Raw genomic sequence first — 21,778 nt, 5'->3', positions numbered from 1 at the left:
AAGTCTGATCAAAATTTGCAGGGAGGATCCCCTATCTCAAAGAAACAAAGGCCTGGTAAATTCATCTCTCCGGGCCTTTGTTTCTTTCCTTTTTCCCAGGACAATGGCTGCCATCAGTCCCGCGACACCGGCGTTGATGTGCACGAAGGTTCCCCCTGCGAAGTCCAGGGCTCCCATTTGGTCCAGCCATCCGCCTCCCCACACCCAGTGACAAACAGGGATGTAGATGAAAAGCATCCAGGCGCAGGTGAACAGCAGCATGGCGGAAAATTTCATCCGCTCTGCGAAGGCGCCGATGATGAGGGCCGTGATGGAAAAGCACTGCATGAAAACCGACAGGATGTTCCTGGCCCTTACCAGGCCGCCGTAGAAAAGGGGGCAAAAGCTCCCGCTCCCCCTCTCTTCCCCTCATTCTCGTCTTTGCTGGTGGCGCTGGATTGAAGTGTGACAATGCAGTAGACTGTCCATGGAAATCATGTGAACTGAAGGGGGAGCCGATCTTATGCCTCAGGTATTTTCAGCCGGATGGCTTTATCTTTTTATAATCGTCATGGTCATTTACTTGATCAGGATCTTCTTCAAGCTCCGGACCCTCCAGGAAGAAGCGCCCATGGACAGGCCGGTGATCAAGGTGGCTCCGATTGCCAGACCGAAGCCGGATCTGGAGAGTGAATCCGAAGAGGACTTACTCCTGAGCGGACCCGACAACCTCATCAAGCAGGGTGATTATAAGGGTGCCCTGGTGTCTCTCGAGCAGCTTCTTGAGGAACTTTCACCTACCGAGGATCGTGAAGCCAGGGGAAATGTTCTTTTCAGAATAGGTGCATGCCACAGCCGTCTGGCAACCGGCGAGGAAAAGCCGCAGCGAATTCTCAGAGCAGGCGAGTCCCTCAGGGAATCTGCACGGCTTTTTACTCCTGCCCGTTATATCAACCACTACCTCAGGACGCTTGGCGAACTTGCTGTGGTCTACGAGGATCTCGCCCGGGAAAAAAGCCCTGTGGAAAACCTGACCCAGTCGGCAAGAACCTGTGAAACAGCTGCGCTCGCAGCCGGTAAAGGTGAATTGACGGGACCCGAAGCCATGTTCCTTGCCCGGACCGGCAGCGCCTACAGGCAGCTTGCTTCTCACAATGAACCCCAGGTCAACCTGAGGAAGGCGGCAAATGCCTATGAGAAGGCCCTGACTGCACTCGATGCAGTTGACGATGAGAATGCTGGTTCACAAAGGATGAAGATCCTGAATGTTATGGGGGATACCTATGTGGAGCTGGCGGGGTATTTTCAAAAAGGGGAAAGCCTTGCCCGCGCCGCAGATGCTTACAAGGGGGCACTTGAGCTTATGGATGAGACGCAGCATCTAAAAGAGCGCTGCGTGGTTCTTACGGACACCAGCAGGGTCCTCCTGGAGCTGTACGATATTGAAAAAAGTCCAGCACATCTCCGGCAAGCTCTTCGATACATACGCGATGCCCTGGATAAGACCAAAGGGGAAGAAAGCCTGATCCAGAGGGGGTTGGTCATGGCCGTTATGGGTGATGCCCTGTCAAGGTACTCGGATGTCAAGGACCGGGAGGAAAACCTGGGCAGAGCCGTCAAGCTTTATGAAACTGCTTTGGGAATCCTCAAGGATGGGAAAGAGCCTGCCGAGCGTGAGCGGGTGAGGGTGAGATTGGCGGAAGTGGTAGGGAAACTGGATGCTGAGTTTGGATAGTTATTCCACGGGACTCAGCTTCAAGACGCGGAGACGCGGAGAAGGGGAGGGGACCCTTTAAAGCCATATGACACGGAGACGGGGAGACGCGGGGACACGGTATAAAACCATTTTCATAGTGTCGTGTCACATACAGTGAGGCAATGAAACCTGCTACACTTTACACTCCACGGGTCATTATTGTGAACACTATCGATAACATAATAAATATATTTCCCCCGTGTCGTCGTGTCCTTGCGTCCCCGTGTCCCATACGGGGCGAGGTGACACATAAATGAGAACCATCGACGAAATAATATCAGGTAGTGAACCTCGCCCCGTCATTATCTCTCACCGCGGCGCGTCCCACTACCACCATGAGAACACCATGGAGGCTTTCGAGGCAGCGGTGGACATGTGCGCCGAGATGATCGAGTTCGATGTGCGGCGAACTTTTGACGGAGTCCTGGTGGTTCACCACGACCTTGATTTCGCGGGTCGCGAAATCAAGGCCATGTCAATAAACCAGATAAAAGAAGCCGCTCAAACAGCAGGATATTCCATACCCACCCTCCTGGAAGTACTGCGATTTTGCGCAGACAAAATCCCAGTGGATATCGAGCTAAAGGAGGCAGGTTACGAAGATCAGGTCCTTGAGACTGTCCTCGGGATCCTGGTTCCTGACCAGTTCATCATCACCTCTGTCAACGATTCCGTGATCCGGAAAATAAAAGATATCAAGCCGGAGGTCCGGACGGGACTCATCCTCAGCAGCCACCCCCGATGGCAGCTGATCACCAAGCTGTATCCGGAGCACAGGGCTCTCCGGGCCGGGGCGGATGTGTTGGTGGTGAGTCAAAAGTTGCTGAAAGTTGGCTTTCTGTCCACCACCCGGAACCTGAGCCTCCCGGTATGGATCTATACCGTCAACGACCGGAGAGAGCTTTGGAGGATGATCAAGGAAAAAAGGATATCAGGGTTCTTTACAGATAGGCCGGATGTAGGGCTGTTACTGCGCGATCTTCACGCGGCGGGGCAGAAGTCAGAACCTGGAATACAGGACCCAGAATAAGGGCAAAAAAATTTTTAACGCAGAGGTCGCGAAAGACGCAGAGGAAGGCTAAAGAATTGGGGGAGAGCACGGTTCCTATCTAAGCGATAAAATTGACCTCTCGCAAAGCTGCAGAGAAACCTAGCATGAAATTCAACCATTGCAATTGGTATAAATTCACTTAAATACCATTGAATCAGATTTTACTAATGTATTGATCTTTACTCTGCGTTCCTTCGCGAACTCTGGTGCGAAAAACCGCTTTTATGGAAAGACGATTTTCTCTACACTGTACACCTTGCACTCTACACTGAGTACAGGAGGCCCTTATGAATATACTCGTAATACTCGCCCACCCAACCCCTGGCAGCTTCAACCACGCCATCGCCGAGACGGTGGTAAGAACTCTGGAGCAGCTTGGTCACTCAGGGGTCTTTCATGACCTTTACGCCGAGGGGTTTGTCCCAGTCCTGCGGTCAGAAGAGATCCTCGATGACGATGTTAACCCTGTCGTCGGTGGGCACTGTGAGCAGCTTGCGGATGCCGACGGTATCATCCTCATCCACCCCAACTGGTGGGGCATGCCTCCGGCCATACTCAAGGGGTGGGTGGACAGGGTGATCCGCCCCGAGGTGGCCTACCGGTTTGAGGAGGAAGACAGCGGTGAGGGAGTGCCCGTGGGGATTTTGAAGGCAAAAGCCGCTGTGGTGTTTAATACCTCCAACACACCTGAAAAAAGAGAGCTTGAGGTTTTCGGTGATCCCCTGGAGAACTTGTGGAAGACCTGCATCTTCGACCTGTGCGGGGTGAAGAAGTTTTACCGCCGCAACTTCTCGGTGGTGGTGACGAGCACGGAGGAGGAGAGGAAGGGTTGGCTGGAGGAGGTGGGTGAATATATCGGCCGAGTATTTCCGGCCGCTTAGTAGAATGTAGAATGTGGAATTTGGAACGTGGAAGAAGGTCAAAAGCTGGCTAACCGCAGCGCGGCCGACTCAGGGCCGCATCGCAGGGTTAAGAAGTTTTAAGCAAACCAAAGCTCTTTTTAAGTTTTAATGTTTTATATGTACAGATTTACCCCGCGTCACCCTGCGGTTAAAAACGTTCTTGGCACTTTGGGTTTTGGATCTTGAATCTTGAATCTTGGAACCTGGATACTGGGACACCAGGCACTAGGCACCCGGCACTTCTCCTGACTCCTGCTCTTCACGATACCACTTCCAATCCCTCTTCCCGTACCCGGTGGACTTATCGATAAGGCGGTACTTCGCTTCCTCGAAGGGGAGGCCGGTTCGCTTGGAGTTCCAGTAGTCCAGGGGTTCCACAACATCGAAGAACAGGGTCAGGCCGGCGTTCTTCATGGCTTTAAGATAGATCCTTTTCTTAAGATATTTGGTCTCGTACAGGTCGTGGATGGAGAAGTAGTAGAACTTGACCCGGCGGCGCGTAAGTTCAATGGCATCGGAGTAGGAGCGGTCCATGAACGACTTCATGGAGACTCCGTAATTCGTATTGGCATTTAGCCCGTCGGATACATCCCGCAGAGTCCTGAGGTGCTTTGTCATCTCCTCGGACTTGTACTCGTCCATGAAGCTTTTGAGCAGTGACAGCTCTGCGGCCCGTTTGGTGCCCCTGGCTGCCTCAAAAGCCCCGAAAGCCGAGAAGAATGCTGCTACGGCGGTTATGAGTAGAAGGATGGTTTCCATGACAGGTCTATGAATAGCAACGCTTTGGCCAAGTGTAAAAGAGGATAGGCAGTGCGGAGGGCGTGGTGCGTGGTGCGTTTAGGACACGGGGACGCGAAGACACGGCGACGCGGGGGGGCATGGGAGCATGGGCGCATGGGCGAAAGTCGGAACGCAGAACGTAGAACACAGGACCCAGAATAAGCTTTTATCGCATCTACAGGAAACATACTCCCCCAGGATTTAGCCTTCCTCTGCGTCCTTGGCGACCTCTGCGTTCAGAAAACATCGCACTTATGGTAGTTGTGCTTTACCCAAGCTACTGCTTTCATCCATCTGATTTTAACAAAAACAATGCCGATGTCGCCCTCAGGTTGGGCCATGTGCTGACGGGCCGGAACCCACCGTCTTTCGTCCTTCCCACAAAAGCTTCCTTGAGGATCTTCACCTCCATTTGAGCGCAGAGGGTTCTGAAATCCTTCACCGTGACCAGCCTGATGTTCGGCGTGTCGTACCACTGGTAGGGAAGGGCGGGTGTGACCGGGAGGCGTCCTCGCAAGGCCAGCTGGGACCTTGTTCTTAAACCGGCAAAGTTGGGGAAGGTTACGGCCACCTTCACGCCGGCCCGTAGAGACTCGCGCAGGATAGACACCGGATCACGTATGACGGTGATCACCTGGTTTAAAATAATAAGATCCCAGGATTGTTTGCCCATGGAGGTCAAGCTGTCCTCCAGGTCGCCGTGAGTCACCGACAAGCCCCGGGCGATAGCCTCGCTCACAGCCGCACCTTCGATCTCGATACCGCTTTCGTGGATCCGGTGTTCCTTTTTGAGGCGTGCGAGGAGGTCACCCTTTCCGCACCCCAGGTCGAGGACCCTTTCCCCATCAGCGACAATGGAGGATATCTGGTCGTCCAGGGCCCGGTCCCGCAAGGTTGTCAACGCCCAGTCCACACCGCTGGAAAGGGACGAGCGATCCGTTTCGTCCAGGCGCGCCAGTGAGTGAAGCAGGTTCATGGGGCACCTCCTTCATTCAGCCGATCCAGGAACCCCGTAACGAGATCGCCCATGCGGTGCCCGGGAAGGAGGAACGCGTCGTGCCCCTGGTCCGACTCGATGTTGCAGTAGGAAACTTCCTTGCCCAGTTTCCTAAGGACGCGCACGATCTCAGCTGACTGCCGGGCAGGGAAAAGCCAGTCCGAGGTAAAGGACAGGACGAGAAAGCTGGACAGACACCGGGAAAAGGCTGCCTCAAGGGAACCGTGGTCGGTTTCCAGGTCGAAGTAGTCCATGGCCCGGGAGATATACAGGTAGGTGTTGGCGTCGAAACGGCGGACGAACTTGTCCCCCTGGTGGTGAAGGTAGCTTTCCACCTGAAAATCTTTTGAGAAGCTGAAAGAACGCCCGTTGCCGTTGGCATAACGCCTGGCGAACTTCTGGTGCATGGACTCCTCGGACAGGTAGGTAATGTGACCGATCATGCGGGCAATGGCCAGCCCCCTCCCGGGGGGATCGCTTTTGGGGTACCGGCCTTCCAGCCATTTGGGGTCGCTGAGGATCGCCTGCCTGCCCACCTCGTTAAGGGCGATGCCCTGGGCAGACATCCGGGAAGTGGTGGCGATGGGAATGACTCCTCTGACCCTTTCAGGGTAGGAGATGGCCCATTGGAGTGCCTGCATTCCGCCCATGGACCCGCCGATCACGGCGTTAAGGGTCTTGATCCCCAGGTGGTCAATAAGCCAACGCTGCACCTCCACCATATCCGTGATGGTGAAGAATGGAAAAGAGAGGCCGTAGGGTTCACCTGTTCCGGGGTCAATGCTCGTGGGGCCGGTGGTCCCGAAGCAGCTTCCCAGAAAGTTGGGGCAGATGACAAAATAACGGTCGGTGTCCAGGGGTTTGCCCGGACCAATGAGGAGGTCCCACCAACCCGGTTTTTCCTCTGGCGAGTCGCTGTTACGGCCGGCGGCATGGGCATCCCCGGAAAGAGCGTGGCAGACCAGGATGGCGTTGTCTCTGGATTCGGAAAGTTCTCCGTATGTTTCGTAGGCCACGGTGAGAGGAGAGAGGGAACCTCCCCCCTCCAGGTGAAGAACGTGATCAGGCCCATCGAAGGTAACGATCTGAAGTTCCACCTGCCCAACAGATCCACCCGTGCCGCCTGCCGGAAAGAGAGCCGTGTTTCCGGCCCTACCGGGCTGCAGTTTCGGTGAGGCTTGTTTGTGTGTCATGCCTGACCTCCTTGCTTGCGGCTTTAAGGGCATTTTCGATATCCTCCCAGATGTCCTCCACATCCTCGATCCCTACGGAAACCCGAATATAGTCCTCCGTCACCCCTGTGGTGAGCCGCTCCTCGGGTGAGAGCTGTTGGTGGGTCGTAGAGGCCGGATGGATCACAAGGCTCTTGGCATCGCCAATGTTGGCAAGGTGGGACAGGAGTTTGAGGCTGTCGATAAATGTGATCCCTGCCTCCTTGCCTCCCCTGACCCCGAACCCGACAATGGCCCCGAAACCCTGGGGCAGATACTTTCGGGCGTTATCGTAGGTCGGGTGATCCTCCAACCCAGGGTAGGTCACCCATGTGACATCGGGATGCGTCTTCAGTCTCCTGGCGATTTCAAGGGCGTTGTCGCTGTGCTTTCGGATCCTCAGGGGCAGCGTTTCCAGCCCCTGAATGAAGAGAAAGGAGTTAAAGGGGCTGAGTGCCGGTCCGATGTCCCTCAAGAGCTGGACCCTGGCCTTGATAATGTAGGCCAGGTTCCCCAGCGCTTCGCTGTAAACCAGGCCGTGGTAGCTGGGGTCCGGTTCGGTGAACTCGGAAAACCGTCCCGAGGTCCAGTCGAAATTACCCGAGTCCACGATGGCCCCCCCGATGGAGGTCCCATGTCCGCCAATGAACTTGGTGGCGGAATAAACGATGATGTCGATCCCGTGGTCGAAAGGCCTGAAAAGTAACGGGCTTACCGTGTTGTCGAGGATAACCGGAAGCTTTTTCTCGTGGGCTACCTTTGCGATGGCCTCGAAATCAGGGACGTCAAGTTTGGGGTTCCCGATGCTCTCCAGAAACACGGCACGGGTCCGCTCGTTAATAGCTTTTCGGAAGTTCTCGGGATCGGATGGGTCCACAAAGCGAACCGTTATCCCCAGCTTTGCAAAGGTATATTTGAACAGGTTGTAGGTTCCCCCGTACAGGCTCGTGGCCGATACAATCTCGTCCCCGCTCCCGGCAAGGTTGAGAACGGCAAGGGTGATGGCTGACTGGCCGGACGCGACGCCCAGGGCTCCCACACCGCCGTCAAGCTGAGTGAGGCGCTGTTCGAATACGTCAGTTGTGGGGTTCATGATCCTTGTGTAGATGTTGCCGAACTCCTTGAGGGCGAAAAGGTTCGCGGCGTGTTCGGAATCCTTGAATAGGTAGGAAGTGGTCTGATAGATGGGGACAGCCCTGGCGAGAGTGGTTCCATCGGGCTCCTGGCCTCCATGCAGTGCGACAGTATCGGTTCTAAATCCGTTGCTGGACATTTTTATACTCCTTGATAGGTACCGCCAAAATAAACGACGGTGGACGTTCCCAGCCAAAAAACCGTGGAACGGGTTAAAAGGATCAGCGATCTGTTAAACGGGGTCGGTTCAGAAGATGCCCTAAGATCCGCGTAGCGGTCCTTAGAGCTTGATCATGGCACATGAGGTCATGTCCATGGCGCAACAGGCCGGATTGGAAGTATATCCGCAGGTTGCAGGTCGTTCGGTTCTGGAAGTGCTGTGAATTGCGTGAATTGTCATGGTTTAAAAGAATCCATTCCCTACTGTAGGGGTAAAGTTAGATTGGGAGTCTAGCCGAGCAATGTCTCAGAGTCAAGTATTATATAAATGTTGTATATAAATGCCGTGAATAGTGAACTGTGAACAGTGAATAGGGAAGAACGGAAAAGATACCAGACACGGAGGATCTTTAGATTTGGCGATGGAGCGACTGAGCGAAAGGGCAAGAGCAAGAGTTAACAGGGGTGAAGGGGTAGAGAGAAGGTGAAATAAACGCGATGACCCGTCGTCGCTCTAATGAGCTTCCGTCTTCGTTCTATGAACTTCGCCGTGACAAGTCGCCGTGGCAGGCAGACTAGGCAGGATTCCGGTTTAAGGCAGTCCCTGGTCCCTGGTTCATAGGTACAAAGTACTAGCCCGGACTATTCACGAGGTTCTTTTCCGTTCTGGCTGCGTTGCTGTGTCGTTCCCTTGTGCGGAATACTAAAGTATGCTTCCGCGCTCACTGGACAGTCGCCTTGCCGGAACGAAAAACTCCTCTCGTGACTATGTCCGGGCAACCCCGCATAATTCATGATGTTTATCGTGCCATTCCCATTTATCCATATTTGCCACACAGTTAGCTGACATCTCATCACCATCATGAATAATGCGGGCTAGGTCCTGGAAACTTTGTCTTTTTTATACCGCGCTCCACCTCTACACACTGCACTTTGCACTCTGCACTGTTCCCTTAGCTCATGGTGGCCCCAGGCTTTTGTTGACAGGCCAGATGGGTTGCCATATGCTAGGTCCACCATGGGCTAAGGGAAGACGGTGCGAATCCGTCGCGGACCCGCCGCTGTAACCGGGGACGAAAGCCGCAACAATCTGCCACTGACTTTGCGCGGCAAAGTCACCCTGAGCAAGTCCAGAGCTTATTGAGGACGCGTCGAATGGGTGGCCCAGCGCTTTTAAGAAGTCGGGAAGGCGCGGCGAGTAGGACGATCCGGAAGCCAGAAGACCTGCCCATGGAACCCATAGCGGGACGGACCCTCGAGGACAGGGTGTCTACGCGCGCCGGAGGATAAAAAACGGAATCCCCGGACCTTTCTACAGGTCCGGGGATTTTTCTTTTCTCCCCCGTCGGCGGCGCAAGGTGCTCTTTCCATTCCGTACCCGGAAACCGTACTTTGCATCCCCGAGGTGGGAGGAAAGGAAGAAGACCCATGAGAAAGGCCCTCGCAACCGTCACTATCTTTGCCGCGCTGTTTTTGTGCGGCATCGTCCATCCCGGTAGCGCCCTGTCCGAAACCCGCACCGATGAAGATATACCCCAGGTCGTGGTCACCGCCACACGCCTGGAAACTCCCGCGGACGAGGTTTCCGGTACGATCCTCGTCATCTCAGCCGAAGAGCTGGAAAAGAAACAGGCCCGCACCGTTGCCGATGTTCTCAAGGGCCTTCCGGGGATCGACCTGGTCAACCAGGGCGGGGCCGGGAAGGTCTCCTCGGTCCTCCTGCGGGGCGGCGACACCCGGTTCACACTGGTCCTGGTGGACGGCGTCGAGGTCAACGATCCAAGCAACCCGGAACGGACCTACGATTTCGCCCACATGAGTACCGAAGATATCGAACGCATCGAGGTCCTGTTCGGGCCCCAGAGCACCCTGTACGGGTCCGACGCCATCGGGGGCGTGATCCAGATCATCACCAAAAAAGGCACGGGAGATCCCCACGTGGACCTGTCGGTGGAAGGCGGTTTTTTCGGCACCCGCCACGGCAGCGTGTCCGCCCGGGGCAGCAGAGGCCGCACGGCCTGGTCCCTTTCCGCCTCGAAGATGGAGACGGACGGGATATCGGCTGCTGCGGAAGCGGACGGCAATACCGAGAGGGACGGCTACGGGAACGTCACCTTCTCGGGCCGCCTGGAACAGGAGATAGGGTCGGGAGGCAATCTCCAGCTGAACATCCGGTCGGTGGACGCGACCAACGAACTCGATCACTCAGGGGGTCCGGGGGGGGACGATCCCAACTACACCGGAGACGCCAGGCACCTGGTCCTGGATGCGCGGCTGGCATTGTTCCTGGCCGAGATGTGGGAATCCACCTTCTCGGTATCGAGGAGCGCCCACGACCGTCACGATCTCAACAGGCCCGACCCTGTACGCGATTTCCTCATGGAACTGAAGTTCGAGGGCCGGTCTGAAAAAGCTGAATGGATCAATAACCTGTACCTTGGTGAGAACTCGGTACTGACAGTTGGAGTCGATTCCGAGAAGGAGACGGGCAGTTCGTCCTACTATTCCAGCGAGTTCGAACCCTATACTTCGACCCTGGACGAGACATCGGCCACCATCAACGGGGTCTTTCTCCAGGAACAGTACAAGGCGGTATCCGGGATGACCGTGACCCTTGGAGTCCGGGCCGACGATCACTCCGACTTCGGCGGAGAGACGACCTGGCGCGCCGGCTTCTCGGTGCCGGTCAGCGGGGCGACCCGTTTCCGGGCTGTCTATGGAACCGGCTTCAGGGCTCCGTCCATCGATCAGCTGTTCAACCCGGACTACGGGAGCCCGGACCTTGAGGCCGAAAGGAGCGCCGGCTGGGATGTGGGGCTGGAGACGGCCCTGGGCAGCAAGGCCACGGCCTCTCTGGCCTGGCACCAGACCCGGTACGACAACCTCATCGCCTGGTACGATCCCGACGGCGACCCCTACACCTGGGATGGTGGCTACCAGAACGTCTCCGAGGCGAAGACCGAGGGAGTGGATCTTTCCGTCGCCGCCCGGGCAGGGATGTTCTCCATGGGGCTGAACGGCTCCCTGCTGCGCACGGAGGACGACCAGGGAGAGCAGCTCCTTCGCAGGCCCAGGACCCGGTTCGGCGCGCAGCTGGGCTTCGATCCATCGGAAAGAGCGTCCCTGGAGCTGGCCGCCGTCCGGGTGGGTGAAAGGAAGGAGTGGGGTGACGTGACCCTGGAGGAGTACACCCTGGTGGACCTGGCCGCATCGTACCAGATTACCGACAGGGTGGAACTCACGGGCCGGGTGCAGAACCTCCTGGACGAGGAGTACGAGGAGGCCGCCGGGTACGGGGTGCCGGGAAGGGCCGCGTACGTGGGGATAAAGGCAGGAATGTAGTGCAGAGTGCAGGGTGCAAAGTGCTGAGTGCAGGGTGCAGAGGGAATAATTATGGCCGCCATTAATAGATCACCAAATGCATGGTCCAGGAGTATTGTAATCTCAGTGGCCATCCACTTTGCCGCTGTGGCGTGGATGGGAGTGAATTACGCTCCGGAAAATGCCCGTGAAGCCGGGCCGGTGGTGATGTGGCTGGAGGGGGAAAGAAGCAGTACCAGGCCCGCCACCCATAGCCTCTTGTCATCCGTCGCTCAGGCGAAGGATGATGGCGACGGGTGGTACCAAGTACCAGGTACCAAGGAGTCAGGAGACAGGAGCCGGGAGAAAGGAGACAGGGGGGTGCCCACGGAGCAAATCGCTATGGTTGCGTCCGTGGAAAAGGAACGTTCAGCTATGATCGATCATCCAGCCGTTCTGGTTGAGACACCGGCTGAAAAAGAGCCGGTGTTGCGGGAATCCGAGGCTTCCTCGGAGGCTGTCGAGCAGGTGGTGTCGGGGACCGATGTGAAGGAAGAGCTGTCCTCACAAATCCTTCCGGACGGAGAACCGGCTGCTGAAGACCCGGCAGAACCCGGTGGTACGGGAGCCCCGGTGGAGGATGCAACAGGGCCGGTCGAAACGCGGACTTCCACAATTGCCGTGCAGGCTTCCGCTGAAGGAGTCGAACCTGAAAGTGCAGAACCGATCACCGATCGTCTTGCCTTCGCCGGCGTTCCGGCCCACCTCGGGATGATGATGGACGAAGCCCTTTATCACGCTTACGTACAGGCGGAACCTGTGGTCTTCAACGAGCCGGAATACCCGCTTCTGTCGCGTCGCCGTGGAGAGGAAGGGAGGGTGGTGATAACAGTCCAGATCAGCGCAAAGGGCGAAGTGCGAAGCGCCAGGATACGATCCACGAGCTCTTTCCCGAGGCTGGATCATGCGGCCCTGGAGGCGGTGGAAAGGGCCGTTTTTGAGCCGGCTTCCAGGTTCGGCGTGCCTGTGGGATCGGAGAGGACGATCGCCTATGTGTTCAGGTTGGAACAATGAGATCCAGAAACCAAAATCCAAGATCCAAAAAGGCTTTTGATCTCAGATCTCAGATCTCATATCTCAAAGGTTGCGTTTTGCCACGCTTCACGCTTCACGCTTCACGCTTTACTGTCTGGAAAACAGCGGTAATAATTTTACTCGCTGTTTTCCAGGTCTCCTGTTCCGATCCCCCCCTCTCCCCCTCTCCCCCTCTCCCCCTCGTGGATGCGCCGGTACGGCGTATTGTATCCCTCGCTCCCAGCGTCACCGAGATCCTGTTCGAGCTGGGGTTGGGCGAAAAGGTGGTGGGCGTGACCAGGTATTGCGACTACCCTCCCGAGGCGAAGAGCAGAGAAAAGGTGGGGGGGTACCTCGACGTCAATTACGAGGCGGTGGTCGCCCTTCAGCCGGACCTGGTGATCCATATCACCCAGCACGAGGAGGCCCGTGACCGTCTCCATGAACTGGGGATCGCCACCCTGGCCGTGGACCACAGCCGGGTCGACGGGATCGTGAACTCCATCAACAGTATCGGGAAGGCGTGCGGTGTGGCCGCCGTGTCACGGGCCTACGTGAAGGATCTCAAGGCCCGCCTTTCAAGGGTCGTTTCCGGGTACAACTTCAACTTTACCCCGCGTGTCCTCGTAGCGGTGGGCAGGAGCCTCGAACCCGGAGCGTCGGGGGAGATCTACGTTTCCGGACGGGACGGGTTTTACGATGATCTCATCAGGCTGGCCGGCGGGGAGAACGCTTACAGCGACGAGACCCTCAAGTTCCCGGCGCTGTCCGCGGAGGGGATCGCCAGGATCGATCCGGATGTCATCCTGGAGATGATCCCCGATCTCGGGCCGGATGAGGACATGCCGGCTCTCCTCTCGCGGTGGAACGACATCCCGGGTCTGCGGGCAGCGAGGACGGGGCGGATTTACATCCTGGGCGAGGACTACGTCGTTATCCCGGGACCCAGGTTCGTGACCCTCCTCGAGGAAATGACTGCTTTGATACATAATGAACCAAAATAGTGGCGCCACGCCAAAGCTTGAAGAGCGGCCTCACGCAGAGCCGCAGAGACCACGGAGAAGGTCAAAACAATCAGGGGGGAGATCTCTGGCGTATGCCGATAATGCCTCTTAGAGCATTTACCACGGAGTCACGGAGGACACGGAGAAAGGCGGATACGTCGGGGGGAAATCACGCCGTCATTGCGAGGAGCAACGAGTTCGGCGAGTGCGACGCTTCAATCCCGGCACGGGACTCTCTTCACTATTCGCATAAAGCCTCGGTGGACAAGTCGCATAGAGTCCGGCTCGCGATGGCATTCGCAAGAAGTGGTTTCGCGCAAAAGCACGAAAGGCGGACTCACGCAGCTTGTCCCGCCATAGCTCAAAGAGCGACGGCGGAAGCACAAAGAACACATAAAGAATCTCCACCTCTCACCGGCTCATTCCAACAGGAATGAGCCGGTGAGGAGGAATCTTTTCTCCGTGTCCTCCGTGACTCCGTGGTGAAATTGGTTTTGGAGCAATTGGGACATGCGTCGATGAATTTCCGTGTTTCACAGGTACTCTCTGTGCCTGTGTCTGTGTGAGACAGGTTCAGGTTGTGTTAATTATGAAAAACGATCCGATCCTTGAAATTGATAACCTTTCACTCACCATCGGCGGGAATGCCATCCTCAGGGATGTGACCTTCGTCGTCCCCGAAGGCCAGTATCTTTCCATCGTCGGTCCAAACGGGGCGGGTAAGAGCTCCCTTTTGAAATGCCTCATCAGGATCCGGTCGGACTGGACCGGCAGCGTGCGTGTCCAGGGGCGGTCCACTCCTGACATGACGCAAAAAGAGCTGGCGGCCCGGCTCTGCTACGTTCCCCAGGCCGACGGCAGCGTCTTCCCCTTCACGGTCCGCCAGTTCGTTCTCATGGGACGCTACCCCCACCACAGCCCCTTCACATTCACCGGGGCTGAAGACCTCCGGATCGTGGACCGGTCCCTCGCCATGACGGGAACGGCACGCTTTGCCGAAAGGGATATCCGGACCCTGAGCGGAGGAGAGCGGCAGAAGGTCCTCATCGCGGGGGCCCTGGCGCAGGGCGCCGGAGTCCTACTCCTGGACGAACCCACGACCTTCCTCGACCCTCTCCACGCCGGAGAGGTCCAGTCCCTCCTGCTGGAGCTCAACCGCGACTCCGGAGTCACCGTGCTGGCAGTAACCCACGACATCAACCACGCGGCCCTCTATTCCGACCGGGTGGTGGCCCTCGTGAACGGGGAGGTCGCTTTCGACGGTTTGCCTGATATGTTCATGGACAATGCTGTTCTCGAAGGCATCTACGCGCGGCCCTTTACCTTCGTCGGGCACCCGGTCACAGGCCGCCCCATGGTGGTGCCGGAAGGGCCCGGTTCATGAAGGCCGGGAGGGTCACCCTTGTCCTTGGTATGCTGGCCGCGGCCACCATCCTCGTCCTCGGGATGGCCCCCTTCGTGGGGATGACCCCCATCTCCCCCTTCGACATCCTTGGCGGAGGGGCGGCCCCCGGCAAGGAGTACGATATCTTCTGGAAGATCCGGCTGCCGCGGGTTCTGGCGGCCTGGCTCACGGGCGCGGGGCTGGCCGTCGCCGGGATGGCGTTCCAGGCCCTCTTCCGCAACCCCCTGGCGACCCCCTTCACACTGGGGGTCGCCTCGGGCGCCGCCCTGGGAGCGGCCATGGCCATCCGGTTCGGAGTAGCCGTGACCCTGCTGGGGATCTCCGGAATCTCCATGGCGGCCCTTGCCGGAGCAGCCCTTTCCGTTCTTCTCGTCTACGGGATATCGAGGGCGCTCACCAGGTCAGGAGCCATGCTCACCACGGCCACCCTGCTGCTGGCGGGAGTGGCGGTGAACTTCTTCTTCTCCAGCCTCAACCTGTTCATCCAGTATATTTCCGACTTCACCCATACCTTCCGGATCATCCGCTGGCTCATGGGTGGGCTGGAGGTGGCCGGGTTCAGGTCTGTTTTCCAGATGATCCCCTTCGTCGCCCTGGGGACGATTCTTATCCTCATCAGCTGGAGGGAACTGGACCTGCTCACCACGGGGGAGGAGATGGCGGCAAGCCGGGGTGTGAGCGTGGCCAGGATGCAGCGAAGGCTTTTCTTCGCCACTTCCCTGCTGGTGGGGGGGGTCGTTGCCGTGTGCGGCCCCATCGGGTTCGTGGGGATCATGGTTCCCCACATATGCCGTCTCATGGTGGGGCCCGGTCACAGGGCCCTCATCCCGGCCACGATCCTGTTCGGCGGGGTATTCCTCACCGTGTGCGACACCTTCGCCCGCACCGTCATCGCCCCGGCGGAGATCCCGGTGGGGGTGATCACCGCCCTGCTGGGGGGGCCGTTCTTCCTCGCTCTTCTGATCCGGGATAAATAAAGCGCGACGTGATCTCAAATCTCAGATCTCAGATCTCAAAAAGAGCGGCAGATTAATAATTTGAGGAACTGGAATTGAAACTTTGAGATTTGAAATTTGAGACATGAGATATGAAATTCGCTTCTAATCAAATTCTATTTCAAACCGCTGGATCTTCCCATCGACGATGGTGAGCAGGTAGGGTTTTTGGAGAATATCACCGTTCTCATCGGTGGTCAGCAAGCCCTCTGCGGAGGGGAAGTCCTTCAGGTTCATGAGGTATTCGCGCATGGTGGACCTGTTACGGACCATTCCCGACGCTACCCCCTCCCGTATGATCCTGGCCGCGTCGTAAGCCTGAACTGCCAGGCCCTGGGGGTCCTCGCCGAAGGTGAGCCAGTATTTCTCGGACATTTCCCTTATCGCTGTGTTTTCAAGATCCTGGACAAATCCGCCTGTAAACAGGGCCCCCTCCACGTAGTGTTCACCCAGCTCCACCAGCCAGGGGCTGTTCCAGCCGTCCGATCCCACGAGGAGCACTTCATTGACATCATAGTATGCAAGCTGCGGGGCCAGGAGCCCTACTGTCTGGTAATCCGCCGGGATAAAAAGGGCGTCAAAATCAATGATGGGGGCAAGTTCTACATCTCCCCCGGCCTCCTTGAAGGCCAGCTCTTCCTGGGTCATTTTACGGTTCAGGCCCACCATTGCACGGATCTGGGGGCCGAAATCGGTCTGGCCGGGAGGAAAGCTTTCCGCCGCTACGATCTCGCCTCCCCGCTTGTCCACTTCATCCCAGAAAAGGTTCATCATCTCCCGACCATAAGGGCTGTCCGGATAGAGGAAGGCGAAGCGGTTCATCATGAGTCGATCGTTGAGGAGGCGCACGATTGTGGTGATCTGCTGAGAGTCCAGCAGGCTCCTTCTGAAGACGTTCCTTCCGAGGGCGGGTATCTCCGGGTCGGGGGAAAGAGAGATGATGGGCGTACCCGATTCCTCCGCCGCTTCCGCGGCCGCCCGTGTCGTGCGGGAGAATATGGGGCCGATGATGCTGATCACCTGGTGGGTCTCGGACAGGTCCCTCACCGCCTGGGCGGCCTGAACGGGATCAGCGCCCGAATCTTTCACCAACAGCCTGAACTCTGTAGCAGACTGTTCGTCAGTTGGTGCTCCCAGAAAGCCCAGGGCTGCCTGAATGCCCTGCAGAGCTTTCTGGCCATAGACGGCGAACCGGCCTGATAGAGGAAGGACCGCACCCAAAGTGTTGGTCTGGCCCAGAAGATGGTCGCGCAGTCCGGCATAAATATTTTGGATCCTCTCTTCCGGGATCTCACCGGGATAGTGAACGAGGAGGTCCATAAGGTTGGCCATGGCCTCGGCTTGGTACCCTTTTTCTATGTCCCTCTCCAGACGAACCATGGCGATGAGGGCATAGGGCCGGCTTCCATCCGACTGTGACATGATGGTCTCAAGTTCGTGGTCTTTCAACTCGGATGCGATGAGCTCCAGGGCCTGGACTGCTTTGGCATGCATCTCATCGCCTGAAGTGAGCAGGTTGGCCTGGATGGCATCGTCAACAGCTTTCATTCGATCCTTCTTACGGAACCGGCAGACAGCCCTCATGGAAAGGGCTTCAACCTTTTCATCAGGTAGCGTGTCAAAGATCAGGACGTTGTCACCTGCTTCAATGCAGTCTCTCCACCTCTCCTCTGAGAAATAGATCCGCTCCAGTTCCAGGTTGGCTGCCTTCCTCAAGTAGCTTGCCGGAAAATCGTGGAGCAGCTTTATAAGAATGGAAACAGCCTTCCCGGATTCCTCCTCGAAGATCCTGATGCGCGCCTGCTCCAGAAGGGCATCGTCCGCAAAGGAACTGTTCGGGTGCATCCTGAGGAAACCCTCGAGCATCTGGAAGGCTTCCATCGTTCGCTTCTCCTCCCTGAACAGCCTGACAGCCTCCTCGTATTTCAGAAGTTCCTCCCGTTCCTTTGCGGTGTCCCTCGGTTTTTCTTTCATCGCCACGATCGGCGGGGTGGATTTGGAGGAAGGAATCGGTTTCGCGACCGGAGGTGCGTAAATGTCGGCTGAAGTTTTCGGCGCGGCGGTTTGGGCCGGCGGCATACTGGCAGGAGGGACGGTGGCGCAGGCGCACAGTGTTGCGACCAGGACCGTTGTGGGGTATAAACATCGGAAATACCTGGGAAATGAGAGCATTTTGGAAATGTGCCCGACCCTTTCCCGATTGTCAATCGGGAAAGGCAGTGCAGAGTGTAAAGTGCAGGGTGTAAAGTGCAGAGTGCAGAGTGCAAAGGTAAACTCATTACGCAAGCAATCTGAGGCATGTCCCCCCAATATTTTTGTGTCAATATTTTTACACTATTTTTTATCATTCTCGATACCGGAACAGGAAAACTCTATTGATAATTAATCAATCCGACATAATAGCCAGGGCCAGTTCTTTCAGTTCAGAGAATTATTCTCTGCACTCTATACCCTGCACTCCTTCTCATGGTCCCTTGAATGTTGGAGAAGGCCGTGAGTAAGCGCCCCTACGCCCCTCCAGCTTACGGTCAGCATTTTCTCCACGATAAAAACATACTTGGGCTTATCGTCAGGGCTGCCGATCTGGTTCCAGGTGATGAGGTCCTGGAGATCGGTGCCGGTACGGGAAGGCTCACCGAAATGGTCCTTGCTGCGGGCGTGAAGGTGACCGCTGTAGAAGTTGATGCGGGTCTTCACCCGGCCCTGGAGGAGAAGTTTGCCGGTAACCCTTCACTCAGGCTGGTCAAGGGTGATGCACTGAGGGTGCCGTGGGATGATCTGCTTCCCCCTGAGGGCAGAGTTGTGGCCCTTGGCAACCTCCCCTATGCCATTTCCACCCAGATCCTGTTCAGGGTCCTGGAAAACAGGGATCGGGTTCGACGGGCCGTTTTTCTTGTTCAGTGGGAAGTGGCTGTGCGCATGGCAGCGGATCATGGCGGCAAGGAGTACGGCATCCTGTCTGTGGCGTGCCAACTCTTCGGAAAACCTGTGATCGTGAGGAAGGTTCCACCTACAGTGTTCCTGCCCCCGCCCAGAGTGGATTCAGCCCTTGTGCGGTGGGATGTCCTCGAGGAGGCCCTGTACCCGATGCCGGACAGACTATTCACTATGAGCGTTGTCAAGGCAGCTTTTGGCCAGAGAAGAAAAAAACTGGTCAACAGCCTCGCTGCCGGTTTCCCCACAGTTGGCAAGGAAAAACTGGGACAGATCATTCCCGGGATGGGACTGTTGCCAACCGTCAGGGCGGAGCAGTTGTCGGTGGAGCAGTTCGCGGAATTGGCGATGCGGCTGCAGGGGGTCGTCAAATGACTTTTCCCTGCAGCTCAGGTGTCGGGGTATCGGGGTGTCGGGGTACCGGGGTAGAGCAAAAGGTATTTTCTCCGATACTCCGATACAAGCAGAGTTGAGTGAAAAGGATAGGGTTCATGAATAACTCAACTCTGCGTTTTATTCCCCTCGGCGGTGTGGGCACCTTCGGGATGAACTGCGCTGTACTGGAATGGGGGAATTCGTTCATCCTCATCGATGCCGGGATCAAGTTTCCCCAGGGCAACTTCCCTGGTGTGGACCTTTTCCTGCCAGACTTCACCTATGTCCTGGAGAACGCAGACCGGTTGAAAGCCATCATCCTGACCCACGGTCACGACGACCATGTGGGTGCTCTTCCCTCCCTGTTGAGTCAGGTGGATGTTCCGGTTTACGGGACAGCCTTTACCCTGGCCATGGCTCGGGAGAGGATGGCCAACGGATGGGGTGGAGCTCATCTGGAGGACCGGGATCTGAGGAAGATCCTTTTTGGACAGCCCTTCGAGGTCGCCGGAGCCAGGATCGAAGCGGTTCCGGTGGATCACAGCATCCCTGATTCAGCTTCCCTGATCATTCGGACACCAGCCGGGACTGTGGTCCATTCTGGGGATTTCCGGCTGCCGGAGGGAGATGATGGTGATTATCTCGAACCGTTGAAAATCGTCGGCCGCGAGGGTGTTGATCTCCTGCTTTGCGACAGTACCAATGCGGATCGCCCCGGTATCACACCTCCCGAGTCCGAGGTGGCCAGTGCTCTAGCCGATCTGTTCGAGAATACATCGGGCCGGGTCTTCGTTGCGACCTTTGCTTCCCATATCCAGCGGATGGGTGCGGTGATATCTGCGGCTGCCGCTTCAGGTCGAAAAGTTGTCCTCGAGGGCCGGCGAATGATCCAGAATTTTGAGATCGCCTCGAAACTGGGATATCTGGAACCGCCACCCGGTGTTATAGCTTTCCACGGGACGCTTGAAAAAAATGAGGCCGGGAAGGTCGTGTACCTGACCACCGGGACCCAGGGAGAACCTTTCAGCGCCTTGAGCCGTATCGCCCGCGGGGAGCATGCCCAGGTCCAGGCAGGGCCGGGAGACACGGTTATCTTTTCGTCCCGTATGATACCGGGCAATGAACTGGCTGTTGGTCAGAATATCGACAACCTTTTTCGAGCCGGAGCCAAGGTGCATTACCAGGCTCCCCCCAGGGTTCACATATCCGGGCATGCGTCCGCTGGCGAGATCTCCGCTATGATCCAGATGACCTCGCCGCGTCACTTTGTCCCTGTCCATGGAGATTACCGAAATCTGGTGGCCTGCGCGGATGTGGCGCTCAATAACGGTGTGGGCAGCGATGGTATTCATATCCTGGACCCGGGCCAGGTGCTCGAACTGGGTCCTTCGGGGACCAGGACCGAAGAATCAGTACCCTCCGGCCGCATGCTGGTGGATGGGTCCATGATAGGGACCATGGGCGACCCGATACTCGGGGATCGCAGGCGGATGGCCCGTGAAGGGGTCGTGGTCGTTGCGGTATCCCTGCCCGCAAGGGGAGACAAACTTCCCGAACCGGTGGTATACAGCAGGGGAGTGATCGTAGGCCCTCACGGGGAGGAACTGGACCTGGAGGCAGCCGGTGCTGCGCGGCGGGTTTTGAAGGCCTGGCGAAAGGAAAAGACTTCCCTTCCGGAGCTGAAGGAAAATTTAAGGACTGCGGTGCGAGGAATATATAGGAAAGCGCTTGATAAGAAGCCCACGGTTCTTCCAGTTATTCTGGAGGAATAACCGGCAGGTGTCGGAGTGTCGGCGTAACGGCGTATCGGGGACAGAGCCAAACAATATCGGCACGTCGATTAAAAGCCTTTTCGCCGATACCCCGATACCCCGATACGTTCTGTCAGACCATGAATATGAGGTAATTAAGATATGTTTGAATCGATTTTATTGGGAATTCTTCAAGGTCTGACAGAATTCCTCCCTGTCTCCTCCTCCGGCCACCTTGTCCTGGCCCAGGAGCTGCTATCCGGATTCAATACGCCGGCTGCGGCTTTCGATGTTCTGCTACACGGCGGGACCCTTGCGGCGGTGCTCATATATTTCAGGCGCGATCTGGTTCAATTGGCCCATGACATGGCCCGGCCGTCTGAAGGAGGATGGCGTCTGCCTGCCCTTCTCGTCATCGGCTCCATCCCGGCTGGGGTTGTGGGTGTGTTTCTGTCCGAAATGATAGAGCCTCTTTTTTCGGCCCCGAGAGTAGCGTCAGTCGGCCTGCTTCTGACAGGGTGCATCCTGGCGGCAGCCTGGCGAATAAGGGGCAGGGGCCATCGAACCGTTGTCGACATCACTGTGTCTGGCGCCATCCTGATAGGTCTTGCTCAGGCGCTGGCCATTGTTCCCGGTATATCCAGGTCCGGATCCACTATCGCCATGGGTATGTTCATCGGATATTCGGGTAGGGAGGCCGCCCGGTTTTCCTTCCTGCTCTCAATCCCTGCCATTGGCGGAGCCCTGTTGCTCGAGTCCGGTGTGCTCACGGAAGGCGGGCTACCCCTGTCTTTCCTTGCGGGCGCCGTTTCGGCTGCTCTGGTTGGATGGGCATCTGTCGCCTTCCTCATGAAACTCCTCGGCCGTGAAAACCTGCTTCCCTTCGCGGTGTACTGTCTGGCTCTAGGTTCTCTTTCTTTGGTGTTTCTGGTATAGAAAGAGAATCTCAAATCTCAAATCTCAAATCTCAA

At 56.9% G+C, this 21,778-nt stretch carries 17 protein-coding genes, 1 pseudogene and 1 riboswitch; of the genes and pseudogenes, 12 read left to right on the top strand and 6 right to left on the bottom strand.

Annotation, left to right across the window (positions count from 1 at the left end; translation table 11 throughout):
* Nucleotides 1–81 precede the first annotated feature (81 nt).
* A pseudogene (locus P1S59_07585) lies at nt 82–360 on the bottom strand (ammonia channel protein).
* A gap of 142 nt (nt 361–502) precedes the next feature.
* Between P1S59_07585 and P1S59_07580 the strand changes: the two are divergent.
* From P1S59_07580 to P1S59_07570, 3 genes are all read left to right on the top strand, one after another.
* Complete coding sequence (locus tag P1S59_07580; GenBank protein ID MDF1526112.1) at nt 503–1,714, top strand: hypothetical protein; 1,212 nt, start codon at nt 503–505, stop codon at nt 1,712–1,714.
* 274 nt (nt 1,715–1,988) lie between these two features.
* Entirely contained in the window at nt 1,989–2,765 is a 777-nt protein-coding gene (locus tag P1S59_07575) for a glycerophosphodiester phosphodiesterase (protein MDF1526111.1), read from the top strand.
* 308 nt (nt 2,766–3,073) lie between these two features.
* Nucleotides 3,074–3,667, top strand: a complete 594-nt coding sequence (locus P1S59_07570) for an NAD(P)H-dependent oxidoreductase (protein MDF1526110.1) — start codon at nt 3,074–3,076, stop codon at nt 3,665–3,667.
* 246 nt (nt 3,668–3,913) lie between these two features.
* Here the strand turns inward: P1S59_07570 and P1S59_07565 are convergent, their stop codons facing one another.
* The 4 genes from P1S59_07565 to P1S59_07550 all read right to left on the bottom strand — a co-directional run bounded on the left by P1S59_07565 (nt 3,914) and on the right by P1S59_07550 (nt 7,949).
* Nucleotides 3,914–4,447 (bottom strand): hypothetical protein, encoded by a 534-nt coding sequence (locus P1S59_07565; GenBank protein ID MDF1526109.1) that lies wholly within the window; start codon nt 4,445–4,447, stop codon nt 3,914–3,916.
* Between the two features lie 307 nt (nt 4,448–4,754).
* Nucleotides 4,755–5,444, bottom strand: a complete 690-nt coding sequence (gene metW, locus P1S59_07560) for a methionine biosynthesis protein MetW (protein MDF1526108.1) — start codon at nt 5,442–5,444, stop codon at nt 4,755–4,757.
* Nucleotides 5,441–6,658 carry a homoserine O-acetyltransferase gene (locus P1S59_07555; protein ID MDF1526107.1) on the bottom strand — a complete coding sequence of 406 codons (1,218 nt, stop codon included), beginning with the start codon at nt 6,656–6,658 and terminating at the stop codon, nt 5,441–5,443. Before P1S59_07555 ends, metW begins: the two co-directional genes overlap by 4 nt.
* Nucleotides 6,618–7,949, bottom strand: coding sequence for an O-acetylhomoserine aminocarboxypropyltransferase/cysteine synthase (locus P1S59_07550; protein MDF1526106.1), 1,332 nt, complete (start codon nt 7,947–7,949; stop codon nt 6,618–6,620). Before P1S59_07550 ends, P1S59_07555 begins: the two co-directional genes overlap by 41 nt.
* Nucleotides 7,950–8,946: 997 nt before the next feature.
* Nucleotides 8,947–9,216, top strand: a riboswitch (cobalamin riboswitch).
* Nucleotides 9,217–9,397: 181 nt separating this feature from the next.
* On the opposite strand from P1S59_07550, the gene P1S59_07545 reads away from it, so the two are divergent.
* From P1S59_07545 to P1S59_07525, 5 genes are all read left to right on the top strand, one after another.
* Nucleotides 9,398–11,311, top strand: coding sequence for a TonB-dependent receptor (locus P1S59_07545; protein MDF1526105.1), 1,914 nt, complete (start codon nt 9,398–9,400; stop codon nt 11,309–11,311).
* 51 nt (nt 11,312–11,362) lie between these two features.
* Nucleotides 11,363–12,343, top strand: coding sequence for an energy transducer TonB (locus tag P1S59_07540; GenBank protein MDF1526104.1), 981 nt, complete (start codon nt 11,363–11,365; stop codon nt 12,341–12,343).
* Between the two features lie 77 nt (nt 12,344–12,420).
* A complete protein-coding gene (locus tag P1S59_07535) occupies nt 12,421–13,347 on the top strand; it encodes a helical backbone metal receptor (GenBank protein MDF1526103.1) in 927 nt (308 codons plus the stop codon).
* A gap of 589 nt (nt 13,348–13,936) precedes the next feature.
* Nucleotides 13,937–14,731: an ABC transporter ATP-binding protein gene (locus P1S59_07530; protein ID MDF1526102.1), complete on the top strand. Its 795-nt coding sequence runs from the start codon at nt 13,937–13,939 to the stop codon at nt 14,729–14,731.
* Complete coding sequence (locus P1S59_07525; protein MDF1526101.1) at nt 14,728–15,729, top strand: iron ABC transporter permease; 1,002 nt, start codon at nt 14,728–14,730, stop codon at nt 15,727–15,729. The genes P1S59_07530 and P1S59_07525 overlap by 4 nt, the downstream gene beginning before the upstream one ends.
* Nucleotides 15,730–15,852: 123 nt before the next feature.
* On the opposite strand, the gene P1S59_07520 is transcribed toward P1S59_07525, so the two are convergent.
* Nucleotides 15,853–17,721: a penicillin-binding protein activator gene (locus tag P1S59_07520; protein MDF1526100.1), complete on the bottom strand. Its 1,869-nt coding sequence runs from the start codon at nt 17,719–17,721 to the stop codon at nt 15,853–15,855.
* A gap of 61 nt (nt 17,722–17,782) precedes the next feature.
* Here P1S59_07520 and P1S59_07515 point away from each other — a divergent pair, with 61 nt between their 5' ends.
* The 4 genes from P1S59_07515 to P1S59_07500 all read left to right on the top strand — a co-directional run bounded on the left by P1S59_07515 (nt 17,783) and on the right by P1S59_07500 (nt 21,743).
* Entirely contained in the window at nt 17,783–18,133 is a 351-nt protein-coding gene (locus tag P1S59_07515) for a hypothetical protein (GenBank protein MDF1526099.1), read from the top strand.
* 107 nt (nt 18,134–18,240) lie between these two features.
* Nucleotides 18,241–19,056 carry a 16S rRNA (adenine(1518)-N(6)/adenine(1519)-N(6))-dimethyltransferase RsmA gene (rsmA, locus tag P1S59_07510; GenBank protein ID MDF1526098.1) on the top strand — a complete coding sequence of 272 codons (816 nt, stop codon included), beginning with the start codon at nt 18,241–18,243 and terminating at the stop codon, nt 19,054–19,056.
* Nucleotides 19,057–19,172: 116 nt separating this feature from the next.
* Entirely contained in the window at nt 19,173–20,828 is a 1,656-nt protein-coding gene (locus P1S59_07505) for a ribonuclease J (protein MDF1526097.1), read from the top strand.
* Nucleotides 20,829–20,969: 141 nt separating this feature from the next.
* Nucleotides 20,970–21,743: an undecaprenyl-diphosphate phosphatase gene (locus tag P1S59_07500; protein ID MDF1526096.1), complete on the top strand. Its 774-nt coding sequence runs from the start codon at nt 20,970–20,972 to the stop codon at nt 21,741–21,743.
* Nucleotides 21,744–21,778: the final 35 nt, after the last annotated feature.

The organism is bacterium (assembly GCA_029210965.1).
Classification (GTDB): Bacteria; BMS3Abin14; BMS3Abin14; order BMS3Abin14; family BMS3Abin14; genus JALHUC01.
The sequence above is the reverse complement of the archived record's forward strand: the minus strand, read 5'-3'. Positions and strand labels throughout refer to the sequence as shown.

Bases quoted from the DNA above. Each gene is read 5' to 3' on its own strand.
- P1S59_07565 (MDF1526109.1), bottom strand. From the start codon at position 4,447: ATGGAAACCATCCTTCTACTCATAACCGCCGTAGCAGCATTCTTCTCG.
- P1S59_07525 (MDF1526101.1), top strand. From the start codon at position 14,728: ATGAAGGCCGGGAGGGTCACCCTTGTCCTTGGTATGCTGGCCGCGGCC.
- P1S59_07515 (MDF1526099.1), top strand. From the start codon at position 17,783: ATGTCGGCTGAAGTTTTCGGCGCGGCGGTTTGGGCCGGCGGCATACTG.
- P1S59_07580 (MDF1526112.1), top strand. From the start codon at position 503: ATGCCTCAGGTATTTTCAGCCGGATGGCTTTATCTTTTTATAATCGTC.
- P1S59_07555 (MDF1526107.1), bottom strand. From the start codon at position 6,658: ATGACACACAAACAAGCCTCACCGAAACTGCAGCCCGGTAGGGCCGGA.
- P1S59_07540 (MDF1526104.1), top strand. From the start codon at position 11,363: ATGGCCGCCATTAATAGATCACCAAATGCATGGTCCAGGAGTATTGTA.
- P1S59_07520 (MDF1526100.1), bottom strand. From the start codon at position 17,721: ATGAAAGAAAAACCGAGGGACACCGCAAAGGAACGGGAGGAACTTCTG.
- P1S59_07500 (MDF1526096.1), top strand. From the start codon at position 20,970: ATGTTTGAATCGATTTTATTGGGAATTCTTCAAGGTCTGACAGAATTC.
- P1S59_07545 (MDF1526105.1), top strand. From the start codon at position 9,398: ATGAGAAAGGCCCTCGCAACCGTCACTATCTTTGCCGCGCTGTTTTTG.
- P1S59_07575 (MDF1526111.1), top strand. From the start codon at position 1,989: ATGAGAACCATCGACGAAATAATATCAGGTAGTGAACCTCGCCCCGTC.
- P1S59_07570 (MDF1526110.1), top strand. From the start codon at position 3,074: ATGAATATACTCGTAATACTCGCCCACCCAACCCCTGGCAGCTTCAAC.
- P1S59_07550 (MDF1526106.1), bottom strand. From the start codon at position 7,949: ATGTCCAGCAACGGATTTAGAACCGATACTGTCGCACTGCATGGAGGC.
- P1S59_07505 (MDF1526097.1), top strand. From the start codon at position 19,173: ATGAATAACTCAACTCTGCGTTTTATTCCCCTCGGCGGTGTGGGCACC.
- metW (MDF1526108.1), bottom strand. From the start codon at position 5,444: ATGAACCTGCTTCACTCACTGGCGCGCCTGGACGAAACGGATCGCTCG.
- P1S59_07530 (MDF1526102.1), top strand. From the start codon at position 13,937: ATGAAAAACGATCCGATCCTTGAAATTGATAACCTTTCACTCACCATC.